This window comes from Nakamurella deserti (genome assembly GCF_003260015.1).
GTDB lineage: Bacteria > Actinomycetota > Actinomycetes > Mycobacteriales > Nakamurellaceae > Nakamurella > Nakamurella deserti.
In genome coordinates this window covers 1261350-1284455 of the sequence record NZ_QCXS01000002.1, presented here as the reverse complement: position 1 = coordinate 1284455, position 23106 = coordinate 1261350, and the positions used below count along the sequence as shown (strand labels likewise).

The 23106-nt window shown below is 72.0% G+C and carries 20 protein-coding genes; 13 read left to right on the top strand and 7 right to left on the bottom strand.

Features of this window, described 5'->3' with window-relative positions:
• Window positions 1–383 precede the first annotated feature (383 nt).
• The 7 genes from DB033_RS05965 (at window position 384) to arc (ending at window position 8291) form a co-directional block, all read left to right on the top strand.
• The gene (locus tag DB033_RS05965; RefSeq protein ID WP_111765874.1) at window positions 384–647 is read left to right on the top strand and encodes a phosphoribosyl-ATP diphosphatase; all 264 of its coding nucleotides are present in this window, start codon (window positions 384–386) and stop codon (window positions 645–647) included.
• 178 nt (window positions 648–825) lie between these two features.
• Window positions 826–1671: an ATP phosphoribosyltransferase gene (gene hisG, locus DB033_RS05960; RefSeq protein WP_111765873.1), complete on the top strand. Its 846-nt coding sequence runs from the start codon at window positions 826–828 to the stop codon at window positions 1669–1671.
• A 552-nt stretch (window positions 1672–2223) separates the two neighbouring features.
• Window positions 2224–2904, top strand: a complete 681-nt coding sequence (locus DB033_RS05955) for a hypothetical protein (protein ID WP_111765872.1) — start codon at window positions 2224–2226, stop codon at window positions 2902–2904.
• A 94-nt stretch (window positions 2905–2998) separates the two neighbouring features.
• Window positions 2999–4261: a GGDEF domain-containing protein gene (locus DB033_RS05950; RefSeq protein WP_111765871.1), complete on the top strand. Its 1263-nt coding sequence runs from the start codon at window positions 2999–3001 to the stop codon at window positions 4259–4261.
• A gap of 60 nt (window positions 4262–4321) precedes the next feature.
• Window positions 4322–5443, top strand: a complete 1122-nt coding sequence (locus DB033_RS05945) for a site-2 protease family protein (RefSeq protein ID WP_111765870.1) — start codon at window positions 4322–4324, stop codon at window positions 5441–5443.
• 40 nt (window positions 5444–5483) lie between these two features.
• A complete protein-coding gene (locus DB033_RS05940; protein ID WP_111765869.1) occupies window positions 5484–6410 on the top strand; it encodes a tRNA (adenine-N1)-methyltransferase in 927 nt (308 codons plus the stop codon).
• Window positions 6411–6530: 120 nt separating this feature from the next.
• Window positions 6531–8291: a proteasome ATPase gene (arc, locus tag DB033_RS05935; protein WP_111765868.1), complete on the top strand. Its 1761-nt coding sequence runs from the start codon at window positions 6531–6533 to the stop codon at window positions 8289–8291.
• A 7-nt stretch (window positions 8292–8298) separates the two neighbouring features.
• On the opposite strand, the gene DB033_RS05930 is transcribed toward arc, so the two are convergent.
• Window positions 8299–8967 (bottom strand): DUF998 domain-containing protein, encoded by a 669-nt coding sequence (locus DB033_RS05930; RefSeq protein WP_157970528.1) that lies wholly within the window; start codon window positions 8965–8967, stop codon window positions 8299–8301.
• A 148-nt stretch (window positions 8968–9115) separates the two neighbouring features.
• Between DB033_RS05930 and dop the strand changes: the two genes are divergently transcribed.
• The 4 genes from dop (at window position 9116) to prcA (ending at window position 12709) form a co-directional block, all read left to right on the top strand.
• Window positions 9116–10627, top strand: coding sequence for a depupylase/deamidase Dop (gene dop, locus DB033_RS05925; RefSeq protein ID WP_111765867.1), 1512 nt, complete (start codon window positions 9116–9118; stop codon window positions 10625–10627).
• A 105-nt stretch (window positions 10628–10732) separates the two neighbouring features.
• Complete coding sequence (locus DB033_RS05920; RefSeq protein WP_111765866.1) at window positions 10733–10930, top strand: ubiquitin-like protein Pup; 198 nt, start codon at window positions 10733–10735, stop codon at window positions 10928–10930.
• 182 nt (window positions 10931–11112) lie between these two features.
• The gene (gene prcB / locus DB033_RS05915) at window positions 11113–11841 is read left to right on the top strand and encodes a proteasome subunit beta (protein ID WP_240615765.1); all 729 of its coding nucleotides are present in this window, start codon (window positions 11113–11115) and stop codon (window positions 11839–11841) included.
• A 43-nt stretch (window positions 11842–11884) separates the two neighbouring features.
• Window positions 11885–12709 (top strand): proteasome subunit alpha, encoded by an 825-nt coding sequence (gene prcA, locus DB033_RS05910; protein WP_111765864.1) that lies wholly within the window; start codon window positions 11885–11887, stop codon window positions 12707–12709.
• 33 nt (window positions 12710–12742) lie between these two features.
• Here the strand turns inward: prcA and DB033_RS05905 are convergent, their stop codons facing one another.
• Together DB033_RS05905 and DB033_RS05900 are read right to left on the bottom strand one after the other, a co-directional pair.
• Window positions 12743–13882 carry a metallophosphoesterase gene (locus DB033_RS05905; protein ID WP_111765863.1) on the bottom strand — a complete coding sequence of 380 codons (1140 nt, stop codon included), beginning with the start codon at window positions 13880–13882 and terminating at the stop codon, window positions 12743–12745.
• Window positions 13883–14158: 276 nt separating this feature from the next.
• Window positions 14159–15175: a cation diffusion facilitator family transporter gene (locus tag DB033_RS05900; RefSeq protein WP_111765862.1), complete on the bottom strand. Its 1017-nt coding sequence runs from the start codon at window positions 15173–15175 to the stop codon at window positions 14159–14161.
• 220 nt (window positions 15176–15395) lie between these two features.
• On the opposite strand from DB033_RS05900, the gene DB033_RS05895 reads away from it, so the two are divergent.
• Both DB033_RS05895 and DB033_RS05890 read left to right on the top strand, forming a co-directional pair.
• Window positions 15396–17027, top strand: a complete 1632-nt coding sequence (locus DB033_RS05895) for a hemolysin family protein (RefSeq protein ID WP_157970527.1) — start codon at window positions 15396–15398, stop codon at window positions 17025–17027.
• The gene (locus DB033_RS05890) at window positions 17024–18085 is read left to right on the top strand and encodes a hemolysin family protein (RefSeq protein ID WP_111765861.1); all 1062 of its coding nucleotides are present in this window, start codon (window positions 17024–17026) and stop codon (window positions 18083–18085) included. Before DB033_RS05895 ends, DB033_RS05890 begins: the two co-directional genes overlap by 4 nt.
• A gap of 778 nt (window positions 18086–18863) precedes the next feature.
• On the opposite strand, the gene DB033_RS05885 is transcribed toward DB033_RS05890, so the two are convergent.
• The 4 genes from DB033_RS05885 to DB033_RS05870 form a co-directional block, all read right to left on the bottom strand.
• Complete coding sequence (locus DB033_RS05885) at window positions 18864–19664, bottom strand: ABC transporter permease (RefSeq protein WP_111765860.1); 801 nt, start codon at window positions 19662–19664, stop codon at window positions 18864–18866.
• On the bottom strand, window positions 19661–20569 hold the full coding sequence (locus tag DB033_RS05880; RefSeq protein ID WP_240615764.1) for an ABC transporter permease: 909 nt from the start codon (window positions 20567–20569) through the stop codon (window positions 19661–19663). The genes DB033_RS05885 and DB033_RS05880 overlap by 4 nt, the downstream gene beginning before the upstream one ends.
• An 81-nt stretch (window positions 20570–20650) precedes the next feature.
• Window positions 20651–21844 carry an ABC transporter substrate-binding protein gene (locus DB033_RS05875; RefSeq protein ID WP_111765859.1) on the bottom strand — a complete coding sequence of 398 codons (1194 nt, stop codon included), beginning with the start codon at window positions 21842–21844 and terminating at the stop codon, window positions 20651–20653.
• Window positions 21845–22021: 177 nt separating this feature from the next.
• Complete coding sequence (locus DB033_RS05870; RefSeq protein WP_170315478.1) at window positions 22022–23089, bottom strand: ABC transporter ATP-binding protein; 1068 nt, start codon at window positions 23087–23089, stop codon at window positions 22022–22024.
• Window positions 23090–23106 lie beyond the last annotated feature (17 nt).

Below are 23106 nucleotides of genomic sequence, written 5' to 3'. Positions count from 1 at the left end.
GTCGCCCGTGTGGTGGTGCGTGCCGGATGGGCGAGCCGTCGGTCGCGGCCGAGCCGGCGCTCGGCGCCAAGATGGCGGTCGTCGCGCGAACGGTCCGGCCAGTCCGGGCCGTCTGTCTTGGGGCTGGTCCGCGCTGGCCCACCGGCTGGAGCCGAGCCGGCCCCGCGCGACGTCGGTGGCTGCCGCGGTCGGTCGGTCGACCCGGTGCTCGCGCGGCTCGGCGGTGTGGGCGGGACTGACCGGCCCGCAGGCTGCCCGTCCAGGTTCCGGGGAGGGGTACCCGGCGCCGAGACCGGCCAGCACCGACCGTGCGGAGTCGGACGCGCACGACCCCTGCGCCGCGCGGACGGAACCGCGTTCGGAGTCTGGGAGAATCGGCCCCTGTGAAGACCTTCGACTCCCTGTTCGCCGAGCTGCTGGACCGGGCGGCCACCCGACCGGACGGGTCCGGAACCGTCGCCGCGCTCGACGCCGGTGTCCACGCCCAGGGCAAGAAGCTGATCGAGGAGGCCGGCGAGGTGTGGCTGGCCGCCGAGCACGAGGGCGACGACGCGCTCGCCCTGGAGATCTCTCAGCTCATCTACCGGGCCCAGGTCATCATGGTCGGCCGTGGGATCACCTTGGAGCAGGTGTACCGACATCTGTAGCGGCGGTGCGGCTCTCGTTGCCCGTGTCATTGCGGCGGACCGCCGTCGACGACGCGACGCCGATCCGCCGCCCGGCCACACCGGGGCGCGAGCCTGCCGGCCGACCCCGTGACCCGTTGACCTCCCTGCCCGGCCGCCGTCCGTCGACGTGACCGGGCGCCCGACGAAAGGACCACCCATGCTCCGCCTCGCCGTGCCCAACAAGGGCACCCTGAGCGAACCCGCCTCCGCGATGCTGCGCGAGGCCGGGTACCGCCAGCGCACCGACGCCCGCGACCTGACCGTCATCGACGTGGCCAACGACGTCGAGTTCTTCTTCCTCCGCCCCAAGGACATCGCGATCTACGTCGGCTCGGGTGAGCTCGACCTCGGTCTCACCGGTCGTGACCTCGCCGCCGAGTCCCAGTCGACGGTGAACGAGGAGCTCGGTCTCGGCTTCGGCCACTCGACGTTCCGGTACGCCGCCCCGGGCGGCCGGGACTGGACCGTCCAGGACCTCGAGGGCATCCGGGTGGCGACCGCGTACCCGAACCTCGTCCGCGCCGACCTCGCCGCCCGCGGCGTGACCGCCGACGTGATCCGCCTGGACGGAGCCGTCGAGATCTCCATCCAGCTCGGTGTGGCCGACGCGATCGCCGACGTCGTCGGGTCGGGTCGCACCCTGCGCCAACACGGGCTGGTCGCTTTCGGCGACACGATCTGCAGCTCCGAGGCGGTCGTCATCGGCCAGTCGCAGCGCGAGCTCTCGCCCGCCGCTCGGCAGGTCGTCAACCGGCTGCGGGGCGTCGTCCTCGCCCAGCAGTACCTGATGCTCGACTACGACTGCCCGCGGGCGCTGCTCGAGCGGGCCGTCGAGATCACCCCCGGGCTCGAGTCGCCGACCGTCGCCCCGCTGGCCGATCCCGACTGGGCCGCGGTCCGCGCCATGGTGCCCCGCCACGACGCCAACCCTGTGATGGACGCCCTCGTCGAGCTCGGGGCCAAGGCGATCCTGGCGTCCGACATCCGGTCCTGCCGGCTCTGAACCCTCCCGGCGCCGCTCCGTCCCCTCCCGGTCTCGCCGCGGCAGCAGGCCGACGGCCGAGCCCGACCCGCGTCGGCTGTCCTGCGCTCCCGCCCCCGGCCCGCCGTCCGTCTCCCACGACCGGGCGGCGGGCCCGGCCGGCGGGTGTCTGTCCCACCCCCGTACTCCATGACCGGGCGGCGGGCCTGGCCCGGCGGACTCCGCCGACGAGTGCCTGTCCGACCCCCGTTGGCCATGACCGGGCTACGTGCCCCGCCAGGCGGACGCGGCCGGCGACGGCCGTTCGACCCCGTCACCCGTCGTCCGCCCTCCCGGACAGGGCCGCCGCCCCTGCCCCGGTTCTGGAGCCACTGCACCGAACGGCTGACCCGCCCCACCCCACGCCCGAGCATCCTGCGGTGGCGGCGTGCACCCAGCGTCGCGCCATTCCACCGTTCGGAGCACGGAGCCCAGCCGGGTGCAACGTTCTGTGCTTCCGCGACAGCGCTGGGTACAATTTGCAGCAGGGAGAGGGGTGTGCGGGTACTCGTGGTGACTGATGGTGGGCGACGTGTGCGGTGGGTCGGCGCTGCCGTCGCCCTCGCGGTGGCGGTGCAGTTGGCGGGTGCGGTCCCGGCCGGTGCCGACGAGACCCCCGTGCCCGTACCGCCGCCACCGACGGTGACCGCGACGATCCCGGGCGCGCTCGACGTGGCCGTGGGGCCGGTGACGCTCGATCTCAACCTGTTCCCGGCGATGGACCTGGTCAATTGGAACTCCGTCTTCGCGCCCTGGGGCGACGAGCGGCTGTACACGCTCCTCGTGGGTGGCGACGCCGAGTCCGCCGCCCACTGGCAGTTCAGCGGTGGCGCCTTCATCAGCTGGGGCAACGAGCCCTGGCGGGTGTGGAACCCCACCGATCGCCGCTCCGTCTCCCTGCTGCCCGGGGCGTCCGGCACCCTGCGCACCACCGACCACTTCGCCGCCGAGCTGCGGTTCTTCACCCAGCGGCTGACCGGCCCGTCCTCGTCCTGGCTCAAGGTGACGGTGACGGCGCAGAACGTGGACGGCACTACGGCGACCGTGACGCACCGGGTGGACGGTGGCGCGTCCTGGGCGGCGTCTGCGCCCCTCACGGTGCCCGATGTCCGCGGGGCGTCCGGCGTCCAGTACCTCACCCTCCGTTTCGAGCCGGTCGGCTGGGGCACCTGGCGGCTGGACGACGTGGCGCTGGACCCGTGGCGATCCGGCTGACAGGCGCCGGTCCGTGAGCCGGTCTGATCGACATGCGCAGGCCGTAGTTCAAGCGACGGGACCGTCGACCCGGAGGCGACAGCGTCTGGAAGCGATGAGCCGCGTGCTGCTCGGCGGTGGGTTCGTGATGGTGGCGCTCGTCACCGCGATGGGCGTTCGCGACCTGACGATTCAGGACGTCATCGCCCTGGTCGTCCTGATCGGGCTCTATGCCGTCGCGTTCCGCACGGTTTTCCAACACGTGAGGCGTCGGAGCACGGCCGTACACAGCACGGTGCCGACCGAGCCGGCCCTCATCGGCATGCTCTTCCTGCTGCCGCTGGGGCTGGTACCGCTGGCGGTGCTGCTCGCCCAGCTGCTCGGCGACCCGCACCTCGGCCGGGCGCCGCGGGAGATCGTGCGCACGCTGGCGATCCGCGCGCTCAACGGCTGGCACTGCGTCGGCCCCGTGCTGGTCCTGTCGCTGACCGGGGTGACCGAGCCGGATCCGGCGCGCTGGCGGGTCCTCCTGCTGGCACTGGCCGCCCAGTTCGTCTTCGACCTGGGGTCCGGTGCGTTGCGCGCCGCGGCACTGGGCGACGGCGTGACACCGATCCTGCGCCCGATGGCGTGGACCTTCGCCATCGACGCGGCGCTGGCGGTCATCGGGTTCTGTGCGGTGGCGACCGGCCTGGGCCTGCCGATGACCCTGGTCCTGGTGGCCGTACCGATCGGTCTGGTCGCGCTGCTCGCGGGGGACCGCCGCGAACTGGCCCACAGCACCGTCCGGCTCGACCGGGAGATCTCCGACGCCCGGGAGGAGGCGCGGCTCGACCCGCTCACCGGCCTCGGCAACCGCCGGGCCTGGTCGGAGGCCGTCGAGGCCGCCGAGGCCGCGCTCACCGACGGCACCCTGCGGGCCGACGTCGTGGTCGCCGACATCGACGGCCTCAAGGAGGCCAACGACAGTCGCGGGCACGAGGCCGGCGACGCCCTGATCCGGGCGATGGCCGAGGTCGCGGCGGCCACCGCCCCGCCCCGGACGACCGTGTGCCGCACCGGCGGCGACGAGTTCGCGTTGCTGCGTCTGGTCGACCGGGACGCCCCTCCGGTGGACGAGCTGGTCCACGTCCTGCGGCAGGCGGTGCTCGCCCGCGGCGAGGTCGCCGGTGGCCCGTTCTCGGTGGCGGTGGCCGGTGCGTCGTGCCCGCAGCAGCCGACCATCGCGCAGGCGTTCCGGGTCGGTGACGCCGCGGTCAACGCCGACAAGCAGATGCGCCGGGTCGCCCGCGTCGGGTCCGGTCACGTCCCGGCACCGCGGGAGCCCACCGCGGGACACGATTCCGGTCGCCCTGCCGGCCGTGCGTCCACCCTCTGAGCCCGTGTCCCGCTCGCGCACCGTTCCCGGGCCCGTGACGCCGGCCGCTACGCTCGCCCGATGACCGGGACCGGCGCGGCGTACGCCCGCTGGACGCGCGGCCTCCCGGCCGGCCGTCTGCTGGGCGTCCCGATCAGCGTGACGCCGTCCTGGTTCGTGTCCGTCGCCGTCATCGCGGTGATGGCCGGGCCGGTGGTGGAGAGCCTCGTGCCCACCCTGTCCGATCCCGGCGCCTACGCGGTCGCGGTGCTGCTCGCGGCCCTGCTGGGCGTCAGCGTGCTGCTGCACGAGCTCGGTCACTGCGTGATGGCCCAGCGCTTCGGGGTAGGAGTCACCCGGGTGCAGCTGTTCCTGCTCGGCGGGGTGTCCGAGATCGACCGGATCCCACGGACCGCGCGCGAGGAGGCACTCGTCGCCGGCGCCGGACCGGTGGTGTCGGCCCTGCTCACCGGCGTCTTCGCCGCCGTGACCGCCACGCTGCAGCCGTCGTCGGTGCTCTGGCTCATCGCCATCGAGATGGCCGTCGCCAACGGCATCATCACCGTGTTCAACCTGCTGCCGGCGTTGCCGTTGGACGGTGGCCGGGTGCTGCGGGCGGGCATCTGGCAGCGATCGGGCAACCGCCGGACCGGCACCGTCACCGCCGCGGTCGGTGGCTACGTCATCGGCGTCCTGCTGGCCGGGTGGGGCGTGTACCGGCTGGTGGACGGCTCACGGTCGGCCATCGTGCAGGGGGCGATCGCCCTCGCGATGGCGTTGTACATCGCCGTCGGCGCCCGCGACGAGCAGACCGACCGTGAGCCGCCCGGCTGGCCCGCGGACTTCGATCCGCTGAGCGTGGCCCGTCCGGTGGTCCGGCTGCCGGCCGAGACGCCGGTGGAGTTCGCGCTGACCGCCGCGGCCGACCGCGAGGTGTTGCTGCTGGGGGCGGACGGGGTGGTGGAGGCGGTGCTCGACCCGCCGGCCGCGCGGTCGCTGGCGGCCCGTACCCCCGCGGCGCCGGCGGCCAGAGCCGGTCAACGGGTGGGGCCCGACACCGTCGTGCTGTTCAGTGACGACAGCGCCGAGATCCAGGACCAGCTCCGCCGGGTACCGGCCCTGTACTTCCTGCTGATTGGTCAAGACGGCCAACCACAGGGTGTACTGCGACGCGAGGATCTCCCGGGCGCGACCCCGCGGTGACCCGCTCCCAGCGCAGACAGCAGAGCAAGAGGACAGTGACATGGCGGCGTTCACAGCCGGTGACCGGGTGCAGTTGACCGATCCGAAGGGCCGCAAGTACACGGTCGTTCTCGAGGCGGGTGCCACCTACCACACGCACCGCGGCGCCCTGCTGCACGACGACCTGATCGGTCGGCCCGAAGGCAGCGTCATCGCCTCGGCCGCGGGCACCAGCTACCTGGCGCTGCGGCCGCTGCTGACCGACTACGTGCTGTCGATGCCGCGCGGCGCGGCGGTCATCTACCCGAAGGACTCCGCGCAGATCGTCGCCTGGGGCGACATCTTCCCGGGCGCCCGGGTGCTGGAGGCCGGCGCCGGCTCTGGTGCGCTGACGTGTTCGCTGCTGCGGGCCGTCGGGCCGGGTGGGGAGGTCATCTCCTACGAGGTCCGCGAGGACCACGCGGTGCACGCCGAGCGCAACGTCGAGACCTTCTTCCGGGAGCGACCGGTGAACTGGTCGCTCCGCATCGGTGACGCGGCCGCCCATGTCGGTGAGGTCGACCGGATCGTGCTGGACATGGCCGAACCGTGGGAGATGCTGCCGATGGTGGCCGCCAACCTGGTGCCCGGCGGCGTCCTCACGGTCTACGTCTCCAGCACCACCCAGCTGTCCCGGATGGCCGAGGAGATCCGGGAGGACACCGGCTACACCGAGCCGTACGGCTGGGAGACCATGCAGCGGGGCTGGCATCTGGTCGGCGCCGCGGTGCGTCCGGAGCACCGGATGATCGGCCACACCGCGTTCCTGCTGACCGCCCGGCGGCTGGCCCCGGGGGTGGTGGCGCCGAAGCCGCAGCGCCGCACCACGGCCACCGGCACCGACCACCCGACCAGCCGGGCGGCCGCGGCGGCGGCGACTGCGACGGCGACGGCGACGGCGACCGCAGCGGTGGCGGTCGAGGTGCCGGACGCCCCGACCGGGGCCTGACGGCCACCGCGCGTACATCGGACGTGCACACGCCGCACGCGTCCCCGCCGGGCCCGCGGGACAGTTCGGTAGGGTGAACAGGCGGCCAGTGATCCGTGCCGCCAGGTGAAGGGGGCCCCGATGCCCGATATGGGACCAACTGGGGGACGTTCGGACGCCACCCAGGCAAACACCGACGAGTTGCGCGCACACATCCGCGCACTCAACGAGGAACTCACCGTGGCCCGCCGCCGGTTGGCGGGCTCCGGAGCCGACACCCGTCCGCTCGAACGGCGTCTCACCGAGGCCCAGGCCCAGGTCGAGGCCCTGTCCGAGCGCAACGAGAAGCTCGTGACGACCCTGCGCGACGCGCGCAGCCAGCTCCTGCAGTTGAAGGAGGAGGTCGACCGGCTCGCCCAGCCGCCCAGCGGCTACGGCGTCTTCATCGAGGCCGGTCCCGAGGGCACGGTCGAGGTCTACACGTCCGGCCGCCGGATGCGGCTCGCCGCATCTCCGTCGGTGACCGTCGCCGAGCTGACCCCCGGTCAGCAGCTGCGGCTCAACGAGGCGCTGACCGTGGTCGAGGGTGGCTCCTTCGAGCTGGTCGGCGAGGTCAGCAGTCTGCGCGAGGTGCTCGGCGGCGATCGGGCGCTGGTGGTCGGGCACGCCGACGAGGAGCGGGTCGTCCGGCTCGCGGCGCCGCTGCTGGAGCAGTCGCTCAAGCCCGGAGACTCGCTGCTGGTGGACTCCAAGGCGGGCTACGCCTACGAGAAGGTGCCCAAGGCCGAGGTCGAGGACCTCGTCCTCGAGGAGGTGCCGGACGTCGACTACAGCGACATCGGCGGGCTGCAACGGCAGATCGAGCAGATCCGCGACGCGGTGGAGCTGCCGTTCCTACACAAGGAGCTGTTCCGCGAGTACCAGCTGCGGCCGCCGAAGGGTGTGCTGCTCTACGGCCCGCCCGGCTGCGGCAAGACGCTGATCGCCAAGGCGGTCGCGAACTCGCTGGCCAAGAAGATCGCCGCGGCGCGGGGGCTCGAGCACATGACCAGCTACTTCCTCAACATCAAGGGACCGGAGCTGCTCAACAAGTACGTCGGCGAGACCGAGCGGACCATCCGGCTGATCTTCCAGCGGGCCCGCGAGAAGGCGTCCGACGGCACCCCGGTCATCGTCTTCTTCGACGAGATGGACTCGATCTTCCGGACCCGCGGGTCGGGCGTGTCTAGCGACGTTGAGACGACGATCGTCCCGCAGCTGCTCAGCGAGATCGACGGCGTCGAGGGCCTGGAGAACGTCATCGTCATCGGCGCCTCCAACCGTGAGGACATGATCGACCCGGCCATCCTGCGGCCCGGCCGGCTCGACGTGAAGATCAAGATCGAACGGCCGGACGCCGAGTCCGCCCGGGACATCTTCTCCAAGTACCTCACGGCCGAGCTGCCCATCAACGCCGAGGATCTCGCCGAGTTCGGCGGCGACCGTCAGGGCACCATCCAGGCGATGATCCAGACGACCGTCGAGCGGATGTACACCGAGACCGAGGAGAACCGCTTCCTCGAGGTGACCTACGCCAACGGCGACAAGGAGGTCCTGTACTTCAAGGACTTCAACTCCGGAGCGATGATCCAGAACATCGTCGACCGGGCCAAGAAGGCGGCGATCAAGAGCAAGATCGAGTACGGCACCAGCGGTCTGCGGGTGTCGCAGCTGATGGACGCCATCGTCGACGAGTTCGCCGAGAACGAGGACCTGCCCAACACCACGAACCCGGACGACTGGGCGCGGATCTCGGGCAAGAAGGGGGAGCGGATCGTCTACATCCGCACCCTGGTCTCGGGTAAGAACTCCGAGGGTTCGCGGTCCATCGACACCGCAGCCAACACCGGCCAGTACCTCTAGCCGCGCGTCAGCGCACAGCCCGGTCCGCCTCCCGCGGGCCGGGCTGTCGCGTTCCCGCGACCAGCACCAGCGCGACCACCGGCAGCCACAGATACGCCGGCCAGAGCGCCAACCGTTCGAAGGCGCCCGACCCGACCGCCGTCGACGTGCGGCCCAGGTAGCCGACGGCACCGACGACGGACAGCACGCCGACGACCATGGTGGCCCACCGCCACCGGCCTGGCAGCACCGTCGCCAGCAGCACCGTCGCGACCGGTTGCAGCAGCAGCGCCGGGGCCGACAGTGCGACGTGGGCCTGCTGGTCGACGTGCAGCGGCACCAGACCCGCACCGGCCGCGCTGAGCCCGACGACGACCCACAGCGCGGTCACCACGGTGGCCGGCAGGCCGCGGGGCAGCCGGGACCGGAGCATGACCGCCCCGGCCGCCATCAGCAGCCCGAAGACCACGAACGCGGCGTCCATGGTGACCCAGGCCGGTGACTGGACCGGCTCCGGTCCGCCCAGCACCACCCAGTTCTGCCGGTCGGCCCCGAGGTCGCTGATCGACCGGTCGACGAGCAGTGTGGACAGCGGCACCGCCGCGGACGCCGCCGCCAGCGCGACCCCCAGCTCCACGACGATCAGCAGTGGCTGCACCGCCCACAGCGTCGCCCCGATCCGCAGTGCCCGTCTCATCGCCGTCCCCCCCTGGCCGCCGCCCCGTCGGTGGCGCCTCCCATCGTCACCCCGCCAGGGCCGGGCGCGGGCCACCGTCGGGAAGCGGTCCGGCGGCCGTCCGGTCCGCGACGGTCGTCGCGCGCCGAGCGCCGGATAGGTTTGACGCATGACCGTCCGACGCATCATGGGCACCGAGGTCGAGTACGGGATCTCCATCCCGACCGAGCCCTCGGTCAACCCGGTGATCTCCTCGACCCACGTCGTGCTCGCCTACGCCGCGTCCGTGGCGGCCCCGCGCGCCCGCCGCCCGCGGTGGGACTACGAGGTGGAGTCCCCGTCACGGGACGCCCGCGGCTATGACCTCGCCGGACTGTTCGGCAGCGCCTCGCCGGACCCGGACGACATCGGCGCGGCGAACGTCATCCTCAGCAACGGTGCGCGGCTGTACGTGGACCACGCGCACCCGGAGTTCTCCGCGCCCGAGGTCACCAACCCGCGCGACGCGGTGATCTTCGACAAGGCCGGCGAGCGGGTGATGGAGACCGCGGCGCGGCTGGCCGGCGCGGTGCCCGGGGCGAAGCCGATCCACATGTACAAGAACAACGTCGACGGCAAGGGCGCCTCCTACGGCACCCACGAGAACTACCTCTGCTCGCGCGACACCCCGTTCCCGGCCATCGTCAGCGGGTTGTTGCCGTTCTTCGCCTCCCGCCAGGTCTTCGCCGGCTCCGGCCGGGTCGGCATCGGGCCGCAGGGGGAGCGGGACGGCTACCAGCTGGCCCAGCGCAGTGACTACATCGAGGTCGAGGTGGGGCTGGAGACCACCCTCAAGCGGGGCATCATCAACACCCGCGACGAGCCGCACGCCGACGCCGACAAGTACCGCCGACTGCACGTGATCATCGGCGACGCCAATCTGTCCGAGGTCGCCACGTACCTGAAGGTGGGCACCTCGGCGCTCGTCCTGAGCATGATCGAATCGGGCTGGCCGATGCCGCCCGTCGAGCTCGCCTCCCCGGTCACGGCGGTCCACCAGATCTCCCACGACCCGGGCCTGACGGCGTTGGTGCCGTTGGCCGACGGCCGCCAGTTCACCGGTCTGGACGTGCAGCGCGCCTACGCCGAGTCGGCGGCCGCCTACGTCGAGGCGACCTACGGCGACGACGTCGACGAGCAGACCGCCGACGTGCTGCGGCGCTGGCTGGACGTGCTCGACCGGCTCGCCGTCGACCCCATGCAGTTGGCCGGCGAACTCGACTGGCCGGCGAAACTCCGTCTGCTGGAGGGCTTCCGGGAGCGGGACGGGCTCGGCTGGGCGGCGCCGCGACTGGCCATGGTCGACCTGCAGTACTCCGACGTCCGGCTGGACAAGGGCCTGTACAACCGGTTGGTGTCGCGCGGCTCCATGGAGCGCATCGTCACCGAGAACGAGGTGCTCGCCGCGGTCACCGACCCGCCGGAGGACACCCGCGCCTACTTCCGGGGGCGCTGCGTCTCGCAGTACGCCGACCGGCTGGCGGCCGCGTCGTGGGACTCGGTGATCTTCGACGTCGGCCGGGAGTCGCTGGTGCGGATCCCCACCCTCGAGCCCACCCGGGGGACGAAGGCCCACGTCGGGCCGTTGCTCGACGAGGCCGAGGACGCCGTCCAGCTCGTCGAGGCGCTCACCCGGCGCTGACCGCCGGTGGCGCCGACCGCTGACGGACCCGGCCGGTGCGGTCGGTCACCGGCGCTGTCGGTGCCGCTGGGTACTGTTTGACTCATCCCGCGGAAAGGTCAGCACATGGCACAGGAACAGACCACCAGGCAGGGCGGCGGCGGCTCCGACGACGCCGACGACGCCGCCTCCTCGGCTGCCGGTCAGGAGCGCCGCGACAAGCTCGCGTCCGACACCACCGACATCCTCGACGAGATCGACGACGTCCTGGAGACCAACGCCGAGGACTTCGTGCGCGCGTACGTGCAGAAGGGCGGCCAGTGATCGTCGGTCGACCCGTCGTCCCGACCGCGGCACCGCCCGGGGGTGTGGTGTGACCGCACCCTGGCCGGTGTCCGCCGTCCCGGCCCGCTACCTCACCCCCGGGTACCGGGTCGTTCACCGATTTCATCGCCGAGGCGGAGCCGCAGCTGCTGCCGGGGCGCGGCGCGGCCGGCTCGCCCGGGGTGGTCCCCGAACTCCCGCACGGCACCACGATCGTCGCGCTGACCTTCGCCGACGGGGTCGTGATGGCCGGTGACCGCCGGGCGACCATGGGGCCGATGATCGCCCAGCGCGACATCGAGAAGGTCTTCGTCACCGACTCGTTCTCCGCGGTCGGCATCGCCGGCACCGCGGGCCTCGCGGTCGAGATGGTCCGGTTGTTCCAGTTGGAGCTCGAGCACTACGAGAAGATCGAGGGTGTCCGGCTGTCGCTGGACGGCAAGTCGAACCGGCTGGCCGCCATGATCCGCGGCAACCTCGGTGCGGCGATGCAGGGGCTCGCCGTGGTCCCGCTCTTCGCCGGGTACGACACCGACCGGGCCGCGGCCCGGCTGGCGCAGAACGACGAGTCCCTGCGGCCCGGCCGGATCTACTCCTACGACGTGGCGGGCGGCCGCTACGAGGAGAACGACTACCACGCCGTCGGGTCCGGGTCGGTGTTCGCGCGTTCGGCCCTGAAGAAGCGGCACGATCCCCAGGCCGACGAGGCCGGCGCCGTCCGCGCCGCCGTCGAGGCGCTCTACGACGCCGCCGACGACGATTCCGCCACCGGCGGGCCCGATCTCGCCCGTCGGATCTACCCGAGCGTCGTGGTGATGACCGCCGTGGGTGCCGTGAAGCTGCCGGCCGCCGAGGTGGGCCGGGTGTCCGAGGCGGTCGTCGCCGGCCGACTGCAACGGCCGGGTGGCTGAGTCCCGCGTGCCGACCGTGAGAACGACCCTGGGGGGCCGCTGAATGTCCATGCCGATCTACGCGTCGCCCGAGCAGTTCATGCGCGACCGCTCCGAGTACGCCCGCAAGGGCATCGCCCGGGGCCGGAGCGTCATCGCCACCACCTTCGCCGACGGTGTGCTGTTCGTCGCCGAGAACCACTCGCCGAGCCTGCACAAGGTCAGCGAGATCTACGACCGCCTCGGGTTCGCCGCGGTGGGGCGCTACAACGAGTTCGAGAACCTCCGGACGGCCGGTATCCGGCTCGCCGACGTGCGCGGGTACTCCTACGACCGCCGGGACGTCACGGGGCGGTGGCTGGCCAACGCCTACGCCCAGACGCTCGGCTCGATCTTCTCCGAGCACCAGAAGCCGTTCGAGGTCGGCATCTGCGTCGGCGAGGTGGCCGAGAACGGCGGCGTCGACCAGCTGTACCAGATCTCCTACGACGGTTCGATCTCCGACGAGACGACGTTCCTGGTGATGGGTGGCACCACCGAGCCCGTGGTCGCGTCGATGCGCGAGTCGTTCACCGCCGGCTGGTCGCTCGGGGTGGCCCTGCGGTCGGCCGCGACCGCGCTGGGCACCGTCGGTGACAGTGCGCCGCGCACCCTGACCGGCGCGCAGCTGGAGGTGGCGGTGCTGGACCGGCGCCGCACCGGGCGGACCTTCCGGCGGATCGCCGGTGCCGAGCTGGATCTGCTGCTCGCGCCGCCGACCGATGACGTCGCGCCGCCGCCCGTCGACGAGCAGCCGGCGTTGCCGGGCGTGCCCGGTGACGCACCGGCGGCCGGGGGTGCGACACCCGAGGGTGTCCGCGGCCCGGACGAAGCGCCGTTCGAGGGCTGACGCCGCCGGGCCGTTACCGGCCGGTTCCGGTGGTCAGCCGGCCCGCAGGGTGAGCAGCGTGATCTCGTTCGGGGCGAAGATCCGGAACGGCGGACCCCAGAACCCGGACCCGCGGCTGGTGTAGAGCTGGGTGCGGTCGCCGTGGCGTGACAGCCCCTGCAGCACACCCTGCTCCGCCCGGACGAGCAGGTGGAACGGCCACATCTGGCCGCCGTGGGTGTGCCCGGACAACTGGAGGTCGACCCCGGCGGCCCGGGCGAGTGACACCTGCCTGGGCTGGTGCGACAGCAGCAGCACCGGATGGTCGGGATCGACCCCGTGCAGGGCCCGGGCCAGATCCGTGCCGTGCCCCGCCACCCCCGAACCCGCCGCCGTGCGGTCGTCCACACCGGCGACCGCCAGCGTCGCCGCACCACGTCGGATCAACAGGTGCCGGTTGCGCAGCACCGTCCAGCCGAGGTCCTCCAGGTGCGCGGTCCATGCGGCGGCGCCGCTCATGTACTCGTGATTGCCGGTGATGTAGACCCGGCCCTCGCGGGCGGTCATCCGGGCCAGCGGCGCGGCCTGTCCGCGTCGCTGCTCCACGCTGCCGTCCGCCATGTCACCGGCGTGGGCGACGAGGTCGGCGTCCAGACCGTTGACGACGTCGGCGACCGCGGCCGACCACCGGCTCCGGTCGAGGGGACCGAAGTGGGTGTCGGTGATCATCGCCACGCGGAACCCGTCGAGGTCGGCGCCCAGCCGCGGCAGCCGCACGTCGACCCAGCGGACCGGCGGCACCCGCATCGCCTGGCGGTGACCCCACAGCAGCAGGCCGGCGATCCAGATGAGCGCGACGACGGCGATGCCGCGGATGACCGTCCGGTCCGCCCCGGCGACGACGGCGACCAGCTCCGCGGCGCCCGCGACCAGCGTCCACGCGAACAACTGCCAGACCACGCCGAGCCAGACGTCACCGGCGACCGCGGCCCGGTCCCGGTGCCGCGCGCCGTGGCCCTGCCACATCGCCACCGGGAACCCCACCGCCGCACCCACGGCGAGCACGGTGCCGGTCACGGTGACCGCGGTGGGCCATCCCGGCGCCAGCACGAGCACCAACCACGGCACGCCGTGCAGCAGCGCCAGCACCGCGACCAGCACGGTGGAGAAGACCAGACGTCGCTTCGCAGGCATCACTCACTCCCAGCGGCCCGCGCTCTACCGGCCCTCTGGCCGAACGCGTGTCGGCCCGGCGGTGTTCCCCGGGTCGGCCGCCGACGCGACGACCGACGGTGGCCGGGCCGGGCCGGGTCAGGACAGGGCCGGGCCGGGTCAGCACAGGGCCGGGCAGGCAGGACAGGGCGGCGCAGGCCGGACGGCCGGGCGACGCCGGCCGGGGCCGGGCAGGCAGGACAGAGCGGCGCAGGCCGGACAGGCCGGGGCGAGGCCGGCCGGGGCCGGCTCAGCGGGTCAGCGGGTCAGCGAGGGCTCGTCCGGCGCGGACAGGCTCAGCACCGCCCCGACCACGACCGGGCTGTCCACCAACCGTGCCTCCAGGTCGCGCAAGCGGACCGCCAGGTGCGACTCGGGGTCGTCACCGGTGAGGTCGACGTCGGCGATCAGGCTGATCCGGCGGGGGCCGACGACGTCCAACCGCAGGTACGTCACCCGCGCCACCCCGGGCATCGCGACCAGCGACTCGACCGCCGCCGCCCGCACCCGGGGGTCGACCACCTCGCCCACCAGGAAGCGTCGGTTGCGGTTGATCAGCACCAGCGCCACCACCCCGAGCAGGACGCCGATGACGATCGACGCCACCGCGTCCGGCACCGCAGATCCGGTGATCTCGTGCGCGGCGAGGCCCGCCGCCGCCACGATCAGGCCGACGAGGGCCGCCGCGTCCTCGGCGAACACCGCGCGCAGGGTCGGATCAGAGGTGACCAGGACGTGCTCGATGAGGTCCCGCTGCAACGTGCGGGCCTCGCGGCGGGCCTGCCGCACCGACTGCAGGAACGACACGCCCTCCAGCACGAACGCCACCGCGAGGACCAGGTACCCGAGAAGGAAGTTCTCCGCCGGCGACGGATCGCGCAGTTCGGAGATGCCGTGGGTGAGCGACACCGCCGATCCCGCGGCGAACAGTCCGAGCGCGGCGAACATCGACCAGACGTAGGCCTCCCGCCCGTAACCGAGCGGATGATCCTCGTCGGCCGCCTTCTTCGACCGGCGGTCGGCGATCAGCAGGAACACCTCGTTGCCGGCGTCCGCCCACGAGTGCGCCGCCTCGGCCAGCAGCGACGACGAACCCGTGAGCGTCGCCGCCACCGTCTTGGCCACCGCGATCAGCAGGTTGGCGCCGAACGCGACGAGCACCGTGAGCAGGCTCTCACCGCCCGTCGTGGGCGGGGTCGCGGCGACCGGGGTGCGCGACCGTGACCGGCCCGGGGAGCGATCACCGGACGGGGACGGGGAGAGCGAGAAGGTCACCGCTGCTGTGTACCCGGGCGGCCGTCCGCGGCCACACCCCCCCGCGTGCGGTGCGCGGGACGCCCGAGCGGGTACCCGAGACCGACGTGTACATCGGTCGTCTCGTCGCCGTGCCCGGCACGCTGTGCCCGACGGCCCCCACCGCCTTTGGTAGGTTGGGGCTTCTCGCACCACCGTGCAGTCCAGAGCTTGGAGTTCCCCAGCGCATGTCCGCGCCCAGATGATCACCGCGTGGATCGGACTGGGCGTCGGCCTCGTCCTGATCGCCTTCACCGCGCTCTACGTCGCCGCCGAATTCAGCCTCATCACCGTCGACCGGGCCACCGTGTCCCGGCAGGCCGCCGACGGCGACGCCGGTGCCCAGTCCCTGCTGACCGGCCTGCGGACGCTGTCCACCCAGCTGTCGGGCGCCCAGGTCGGCATCAGCCTCACCACCCTGGCGCTCGGCTTCGTCATGCAGCCGGCCCTGGCCGACCTGATCGGCGCGCCGCTGGGTGCCGTCGGTCTCGGCGACGGCGCGTCCGTCACCGCCGCCGTGGTGATCGCCCTCGTGATCACCAACATCCTGTCGATGGTCTTCGGTGAGCTGGTGCCCAAGAACCTGGCCATCGCCGAACCGCTCGGTACGGCCAAGACCGTCGTCGGAGCGTCACGGATCTCCGCGACGGTGTTCAAGCCGCTGATCTGGGTGCTCAACGGCGCGGCCAACGGAGTGCTGCGGATGTTCTCGATCGAGCCCCAGGAGGAGCTCCGGTCGGCCCGATCGCCCGACGAGCTGTCCAGCCTGGTTCGCCGCTCCGCCGAGCAGGGCACCCTGGAGAACCGCACCGCCGGCCTGCTGGCCCGGTCCATCTCGTTCTCCGACAAGACCGCCGCCGACGTACTCACCCCACGGCCCCGGGTGCGCTTCATCAAGTCGGTGGAGTCGGCCGAGGAGATCATCGCCGCCGCCGCCGAGACCGGCCACTCCCGGTTCCCCGTCATCGGCGAGGACTCCGACGACGTGCTGGGCCTGGTCCACCTCAAGCGGGCGGTGTCCATTCCCCGCGAGCAGCGGGCGCACGTACCGGTGTCGGCGCTGGTCTCGGAGCTGCCGGTGGTCCCGGAGACGATGCCGCTGGACGGTCTGCTCGACCTGCTGCGCGAGCGCGGTTTCCAGATGGCGGTCGTCGCCGACGAGTACGGCGGGACCGCCGGGGTGCTGACCCTGGAGGACGTCGTCGAGGAGCTGGTCGGTGAGATCACCGACGAACACGACCCCAAGGCGCGGCGCGCCGAACGGCTGCCCGACCGCACGTGGCTGCTGCCCGGGATCCTGCGGCCGGACGAGGTCGCCGAGATCACCGGGGTGCTGCTGCCCGAAGCCGGTGAGTACGAGACGATCGCCGGCCTGGTGCTGGCCCGGCTCGGCCGGCTCGCCACCGACGGCGACTTCACCGTCGTCGAGGCCACCGTGCGTCACAGTGCGGCACTCGGCGCCCTGGACGCCGCCCGGGAGGCGCCGTCGGCAGCCGAGGAGCTGCTGCAGGAGGCCGGGCTCGCCCCGGCCGCCGCGGCGTCGAGCACCTACATCGCCGGGTCCGGCCTCGGGTCCGGCGACGACCACGCGACGCACGCCGAGCACGACGACGACCACCGCACCCCCGCCGAGCGTGCCGAGGGTCTCGCGGAGTCCCGCCGGACGCATCCCGCCGCCCAGTCCGCCACCGATATCGAGCCCGACCCCGAGGACGACCTGCCCCGGTCGGCCTGGGTCCGGTTGGACGTGGTGCACCGCGTCGGGCACCGGATAGAGACGCTGCAGCTGTCGGCCATCGGCCTGCGTGAAGGTTGGGACGGTGAGGACGAATGAGTCCCTGGTTCCTGGTCCTGATCTCGGTCCTGCTGCTGTTCGCCAGTGCGTTCTTCGTGGCCGCGGAGTTCTCCCTCGTCTCGTCCCGCCGCAGCGTCATCGAACCGCTCGCCGTCACCAGCAAGAGCGCCCGGTCGACCCTCAAGGCGATGGAGGACGTCTCGCTGATGATGGCGTGCGCCCAGCTCGGCATCACCGTGTGCGCGGTGCTGCTCGGTGCGCTGGGTGAGCCGGCCGTGGCGACGCTGCTCGAGCCGCTGTTCCACTCCCTCGGCGTGCCCGACTCGTGGCTGCACCCGGTGGCGCTGACGCTGGCGCTGCTCATCGTGGTGTCGCTGCACGTCTCGCTGGGCGAGATGGTGCCGAAGAACATCGCCATCGCCAGCCCCGAACGGGTCGCGATGACGTTGGCGCCGGCGCTGCGGATGATCGCCAAGCTGCTCGGACCGGTGCTGCGTGGTCTCAACCACCTCGCCAACGCCATCGTCCGGCTGCTCGGGTTCGAACCCAAGGACGAGGTCGGCTCGACCTTCACCCGTGAGGAGGTCGCCGGGCTGATCAGCGAGTCCAGCGAGGAGGGTCTGCTCGACGAGGACGAGAGCGGCCGGCTGACCAGTGCGCTGGACTTCGACACCGCGACGCTCGCCGGCATCGTCGTGCCCGACCGGCAGGTCGTCACGGTCCCGCAGGGTGCCACGCCCGCGGAGGTCGAGCTGGCCTGTGCGCGCACCGGCTTCTCCCGGTTCCCGGTGCAGGCGCCGGACGGGCGCTACCTCGGGTACCTGCACATCCGCGACGTCGTCGGTCTCGACGAGGACGACCGGGACCGCCCGGTGCCGGCGGCGCGGATCCGCGAGCTGCCGGTGCTGCCGCAGGACATTCCGCTGCGGTCCGCGCTGGATCAGATGCGCCGGGTCGGCGCGCACCTCGCGCAGGTCTCACTGGCCGGCACCGGGACCCCGGTCTCGGCCGAACGGACCGGCGTGGTGATGCTGGAGGACGCGATCGAGACTTTGATCGGTGAGGTCCGCGACGCCACCCGGAAGCACCGGGCCTGACCCGTACGGCCGGGTCCGTTCCGGGGTCTTACGCCCCGGTCGGTTTCGGCGTGATCATCACCGGATCCCGGTGCTGGTCACGCCGAAAGTGAGCCCCCGGCGACGAGGCGGCCGAACAGTACACGGGCTGTTTCGGCGTGGAAACCTTCGGATTCCGATAGTGTTCACGCCGAAAAGGGGGAGCCGTTGCCGGAGGGACCCGGGGGGCCGGGGCAGCCGCTGATTCCGGCGTGTGGATCGTCGGATTCCGGCTGTCGTCACGCGGAAAGGAGCCGCGGCGCCCAGGCAGCCCGACCACAGGACGGGCTGTTTCGGCGTGAGTGCCGGATCCCGGCTGTCTCCACGCCGGCAGCGAAGGCTCGGCCGGGACGCCCCCGGGGATCGGCGCCCCGGCTGCTTTCGGCGTGGGAATCGCCGGATTCGGCCGTCTCCACGCCGAAAGGGGAGAGCCCTGGTCGGGAGTCCCCCGAGGACCGGGGCGGCCGCGACTTTCGGTGTGGAGATCTCCGGATTCCGGCTGTCGTCACGCCGAAAAGAGAAGGCTCGGCCGGAAGGCCCCGAGGACGGGTGCAGCCGCTCATTTCGGCGTGGACATCGCCGGATTCCGGGAGTTTTCACGTCGAAAGTGAGGCACCCGGCCCAGGCACCCGGCACCCGGCCCCGGCACCCGGCACCGGCCTCAGCACCCTGGAGATGCCCCCGATCCCACCCCCGACCCGGCTCCGGCGTGACCGACACCGTCATCCGGTCATCCCACGCCGACTGTGCAGAACGGGGCTCACCGCCGCGTCTGCTCCGACCCGGCGATCCGCTGCGCGATGTAGATCGGCACGATGGACACCACGACCAGCACCACGGCGATCACGTTGACCACCGGCGCCTGGTTGGGGCGGAACAGGTTGTTGAGGATCCAGATCGGCAGCGTCGACACCCCGGAGCCGGCGGTGAAGGTGGTCACGATGATCTCGTCGAAGCTGAGCGCGAACGCCAGCAACCCGCCGGCGAACAGCGCCGACCGCAGCTGCGGGAAGGTCACCAGCCGGAACGTCGTCCAGACGCCGGCCCCGAGGTCGGCGGAGGCGTCTTCGAGGGTGGTGCCGGTGCGGCGCAGCCGGGCGATCACGTTGTTGAACACGGTCACGATGCAGAACGTCGCGTGCGACACGATCACCGTGAACAGGCTCAACGGGATCCCCATGATCGTCCGGAACGCGTTGTTCAGGGCGATGCCGGTGACGATGCCGGGCAGCGCGATCGGCAGGATCACCAGCAGGCTGACGGTGTCCCGGCCGAAGAACTCGTACCGCTGCAGCGCCAGCGAGATGAGCGTCCCGAGGACGAGCGCGATGGCGGTCGCCGCCAGCCCGACCTGCACGCTGGTCGCCAGCGAGTCCAGGGCACCCTCGTTGCGGAACGCCCGCCCCCACCACTCGAAGGTGAAGCCCGGCGGTGGCCAGGTCAGGCTGGTCGAGGTGCTGAAGCTGTTGACCAGCACCACGAGCAGCGGCACGTAGATGATGCCGAGCACCACGAGAGTGAAGGTGCCCAGCAGGACACGGGCCGGGCGGCTGAGCTTCACAGGCTGTTCAGAGCACCACTGCGGCGGGCCGCGGTCAGGTACACGAACATGATGACGATGGGGATCAACGCGATCGACGCCGCGAGCGGCAGGTTGTTGGCCGCGCCGACGTTGGTGTAGACGAGATTTCCCAGCAACTGGTTCGTCCCGCCGACGATGTTGACGGTGATGTAGTCGCCCAGCGACAGCGAGAAGCTGAAGATCGAGCCCGCGATGATCGCCGGCCACAGCAGCGGCAGCACCACCGTGCGCAGCGTCCGCGAGGTCGAGGCACCCAGGTCCGACGACGCCTCGAGGAGGCTGTCGGGAACCCGTTCCAGGCCCGCGTAGATCGGCAGGATGACGTAGGGCAGCCACAGGTAGGCCAGCGTGATCACCGTGGCGGTCAGCCCGTACCCGGGGCTGCTGATGCCGAACGGCGCACCGGCCCAGTCCCACAGGCCGTCGTTGGACAGCACCGACCGCCACGCGTACGCCTTCACCAGGTAGCTGGCCCACAGCGGCATCAGCACGGCGATGACCAGTGCGCGTTGCAGCCGGGGTGAGGCGACCTTGGCCATGAAGAAGGCGATGGGCAGCGCGATGACGATGTCGACCACCGTGACCAGGGCCGCGACGGCCACGGTCCGCAGCGTGACGGTCTGGTAGAGCGACCCGGTGACGACCTCGACGATGTTGTCCAGCGTCCAGGTGGTGCTGATCAGCCCGGTGAAGCTGTCAACCGTCCACAGCGCGGTGATCAGCAGCGCGGCGAGCGCGGCGATGTAGACCAGGCCCAGCCAGAACAGCGGTGCGGTCAGCAGCAGCCCCAGCCGGAGCCGGGCGTGCCGGGACAGCACCACCGAGGCGCGGCGCGCCGGCGAGTCACGGATCCGGGGCACCCGCTCCTGCAGTTCGGTACTCACTCGGTCAACTCTCTCCAGAGGTGCGGTCCCGTCCGGGGGTGACCCGGACGGGACCGCGACGGACGACGGGGTCGGCCCGGCTCAGCCCTTGATCTCGGCCCAGGCCTTGGTCCAGGCGGAGTAGTCGGTGCAGGTGGCGTCGGTACGCCCGTCGATGCACTCGGCGATCGGCGTCGACCAGTACCAGATCTTGGCGGCGTAGTCGGCGTCACCGGCGTGGAACGCCTCGCAGTCGGTGCGGAACTCGCACGCCGCCTGGTTCGACGGCGCCTCGCCGAAGTACGCGGTGGCGGCGGCGTTCGCCTCGGGGCTCGCGATGTAGTTCAGCCACTGGTAGGCGCAGTTCGGGCTCTTGGCCTTCGACGCGACCATCCAGGTGTCCGACCAGCCGGTGACGCCCTCGACCGGCAGCACCACGTCCACCGGGGTGCCCTCGGGGATCGAGTTCGCGATCACCTGCCAGGTGGTGCCCACGACGGTGTCACCGGTCTCGAACGACTGGATGGACTTGAGGTAGTCCGACCAGTACTCGCCGACGTGGGCGCGCTGCGCCTTCAGCAGGTCGACGGCCGCGGCGAGCTGGGTCTCGTCCAGCGCGTAGGGGTTCTTGATGCCCAGGTCCGGCTGGTGCGTCATCAGGTAGACGGCGGCATCGGCGATGTAGATGGGGGAGTCGTAGGCGGTCACCTTGCCGGCGTAGGACGAGGCCTTGTCGAAGACGACGTCCCACGAGGTGGGCGCCGGGGTGACGGCCTCGGTGTTGTACATCAGCAGGTTGGCGCCGTAGCCGTGCGGGATGCCGTACGACTGACCGTCGACGCTGTTCCACGACTGCATCTTCAGGAAGTCGTAGATGCCGTCGTAGTTGCTCAGCAGTTCGGTGTTGACCGGGGCGACGTCGCCCGCGGCGACGAGCCGCAGGGACGCGTCGCCGGACGCCGCGACGACGTCGTAGTCGCCGGTCTTCATCAGCGAGAACGCCTCGTCGGACGTGCCGTAGGTCTTGGAGGTGACCTGGCACCCGGTCTGGGTCTCGAACGGGGTCACCCAGTCGACGGCCGGGTCGTTGGACCCGTCCTCGACGTAACCGGGCCAGGCCAGGATCGACACGGTCCCCTCACCGGCGCCGATGGTGGTGGCGGTGACCGACGGGGCCGCGGAGGGGGCGGCGCTGGTGGACGGCGACGAGCCGGACGTGGTGCCACAGGCGGCGAGCAGCAGCATCGCGCCCGCGGTCACCCCCAGCGCGCCGCGGCGGCGGATCGGTGTGTGCATGGTGGTGCCTTCCGTTCGGTGGTGGACGGGACTCCCTGGACGGGGGGGTCGGGACCGGGGGGGGTCGGGACGGATCGTGCGGTGGTGCGGTCGTCCGGTGCGGCGGGAGCGGGAGGCGTGGCCCCCCGGCGGCACGCACGACGTGGTGGATCGAGGTGGGCCTGATGGACGACGGGGTCAGGGCAGGGCGGCGGCGGGGGTCAGGGCGACCACGTCCGCGTCGGACCAGCGGATCCGCACCCGTTCACCGCGCTGCACGATCGCGGCGCGGCCGGCGGAATTCTGTTCCAGCACGGTGACCCGGGTCCCGGCGTCGAGGTCGACGAGCACCCGGCTGCCGGCGCCCAGGTAGATCACCTCGGCGACGGTGCCGGGCACGCCCGGTCCGGTGCCGGTCAGCGCGAGCTTCTCCGGCCGCAACGCGTTGACGCCGCCGCGGCCGAGCACCGCCTGCGACAGCTTTGCGTCGAAGACGTTGGACGTCCCGACGAAGGTCGCGACGAACGTCGACCGCGGGGACTCGTAGATCTCGGTGGGGGTGCCGAGCTGTTCGATCCGGCCGTGGTTGAACACCGCGATCCGGTCGGACAGGGTCAGCGCCTCCTCCTGGTCGTGGGTGACGAAGATGAAGGTGATGCCGAGGTCGCGTTGGAGCGCCTTCAGCTCGACCTGCAGTTCCTCCCGGAGTTTCAGGTCCAGCGCGCCCAGAGGCTCGTCGAGCAGCAGCACCTTCGGTTGGACGACCGTCGCCCGGGCCAGCGCGACGCGTTGTCGTTGGCCACCCGACAGCTGCGACGGCCGGCGTTCGTCGTACCCCTCCAGGCGGACCCGGGCCAGCGCCTCCCGGGCCCGGCCGTGCCGTTCGCGCCGCCCCATCCCGCGGACCCGCAGCCCGTACGCCACGTTGTCGAGCACGTTCATGTGCGGGAAAAGCGCGTAGTCCTGGAACACGGTGTTCACGTCCCGCTGGAACGGCGCCTGCGCCGTGACGTCCCGGCCGTGCAGCTCGACGGTGCCGGAGGTGGGCTGCTCGAACCCGGCGATCATCCGCAACACGGTCGTCTTGCCCGACCCGGATGGCCCCAGCATCGAGAAGAACTCGCCGTCGGCGATGTCCAGGTCGACACCGTCCACGGCACGGACGTCCCCGAACACGCGGGTGAGTCCGGTCAGCCGGATGGCGGGTGGGGCCACATCGGTTCCTGTCACGCTCAACTCCGTCCGGCCGTCTGGTCGCTGAATCATATGGAACCAGATGTCTT

Bases quoted from the DNA above. Each gene is read 5' to 3' on its own strand.
- hisG (WP_111765873.1), top strand. From the start codon at position 826: ATGCTCCGCCTCGCCGTGCCCAACAAGGGCACCCTGAGCGAACCCGCC.
- DB033_RS05950 (WP_111765871.1), top strand. From the start codon at position 2,999: ATGAGCCGCGTGCTGCTCGGCGGTGGGTTCGTGATGGTGGCGCTCGTC.
- DB033_RS05945 (WP_111765870.1), top strand. From the start codon at position 4,322: ATGACCGGGACCGGCGCGGCGTACGCCCGCTGGACGCGCGGCCTCCCG.
- DB033_RS05940 (WP_111765869.1), top strand. From the start codon at position 5,484: ATGGCGGCGTTCACAGCCGGTGACCGGGTGCAGTTGACCGATCCGAAG.
- arc (WP_111765868.1), top strand. From the start codon at position 6,531: ATGCCCGATATGGGACCAACTGGGGGACGTTCGGACGCCACCCAGGCA.
- DB033_RS05930 (WP_157970528.1), bottom strand. From the start codon at position 8,967: ATGAGACGGGCACTGCGGATCGGGGCGACGCTGTGGGCGGTGCAGCCA.
- dop (WP_111765867.1), top strand. From the start codon at position 9,116: ATGACCGTCCGACGCATCATGGGCACCGAGGTCGAGTACGGGATCTCC.
- DB033_RS05920 (WP_111765866.1), top strand. From the start codon at position 10,733: ATGGCACAGGAACAGACCACCAGGCAGGGCGGCGGCGGCTCCGACGAC.
- prcA (WP_111765864.1), top strand. From the start codon at position 11,885: ATGTCCATGCCGATCTACGCGTCGCCCGAGCAGTTCATGCGCGACCGC.
- DB033_RS05905 (WP_111765863.1), bottom strand. From the start codon at position 13,882: ATGCCTGCGAAGCGACGTCTGGTCTTCTCCACCGTGCTGGTCGCGGTG.
- DB033_RS05895 (WP_157970527.1), top strand. From the start codon at position 15,396: ATGATCACCGCGTGGATCGGACTGGGCGTCGGCCTCGTCCTGATCGCC.
- DB033_RS05890 (WP_111765861.1), top strand. From the start codon at position 17,024: ATGAGTCCCTGGTTCCTGGTCCTGATCTCGGTCCTGCTGCTGTTCGCC.
- DB033_RS05875 (WP_111765859.1), bottom strand. From the start codon at position 21,844: ATGCACACACCGATCCGCCGCCGCGGCGCGCTGGGGGTGACCGCGGGC.
- DB033_RS05870 (WP_170315478.1), bottom strand. From the start codon at position 23,089: ATGATTCAGCGACCAGACGGCCGGACGGAGTTGAGCGTGACAGGAACC.